The organism is Collinsella sp. Sow4_D11, from assembly GCF_052116465.1.
GTDB lineage: Bacteria > Actinomycetota > Coriobacteriia > Coriobacteriales > Coriobacteriaceae > Collinsella.
This window is the reverse complement of the sequence record NZ_JBQKLA010000070.1, coordinates 1-789: the sequence shown is the minus strand read 5'-3', so window position 1 is coordinate 789 and position 789 is coordinate 1. Positions and strand designations below refer to the sequence as shown.

The window sequence follows — 789 nt, the reverse complement described above, 5'->3', positions numbered from 1 at the left end:
CCGACGCAGGCGCCTACCCGGCGAGGCGGGCGGTGCAGGACACCGGCTGGACCGATGACGAAGAGAGCAGCGCCGTGTGGTGCTTCGCCTAGACGATGATTGGAGGTGGCATGGGCGACATTGATGTCCTGAACCGCCTCCACCGCAAGACCTCGAAGATCAAGCGCGACTACAAGCACCTCGACATGTACTACGAGGGTCTGCAGAAGATCGACGTGATTGGGCTTGCCGTGCCTCCTGAATTGCGCATGTTCGAGGTTGCGATCAATGTGCCGCGCATGGCTGTGGATGAGCCGGAGCGCCGCCAGCAGTTGCGCGCCTTCCAGCGGTCGGGTTCCGACAAGATCGACCGCGGTTTGCAGGAGGCGTGGGAGTACAACAACTTGCCCTCCCAGTCATCGCTGCTGCACAAGGACTGCCGCACCTTCGGGCGCGGCTTCGCGGTCGTGTCCACAAACCCTGAAGAACCCGATCAGCCGCTGATCACCGTGGAGTCGCCCGAGGCGTTCTCGGTCGAGATCGACCCCCGCCGCCGCATGACTGCCGCGCTGCGCACCTACACCGGCGACGATGACCGGCAGCGCGCCACCCTGTACCTGCCCAACAAGAGCCGCTACCTGATCCGCGACGGCCACGACTGGGCCGACGAGTTCGACCCCGACGAGCACAACCTTGGCCGAGTGCCGGTCGTAATGTTCCTGAACCGGCCCCGCACGGGCCGCTGGACTGGCGTGTCAGAGATGGCGGACGTGATCCCGATGACGGACGCGATCGCCCGCATCATCACGA

Annotated in this window: 1 protein-coding gene; it reads left to right on the top strand. The window is 64.9% G+C overall.

The features are described 5' to 3' along the window. Window positions 1-110: 110 nt before the first annotated feature. On the top strand, window positions 111-789 hold a 679-nt coding region (locus ACTQ40_RS10570), incomplete at its 3' end, for a phage portal protein (RefSeq protein WP_441564124.1).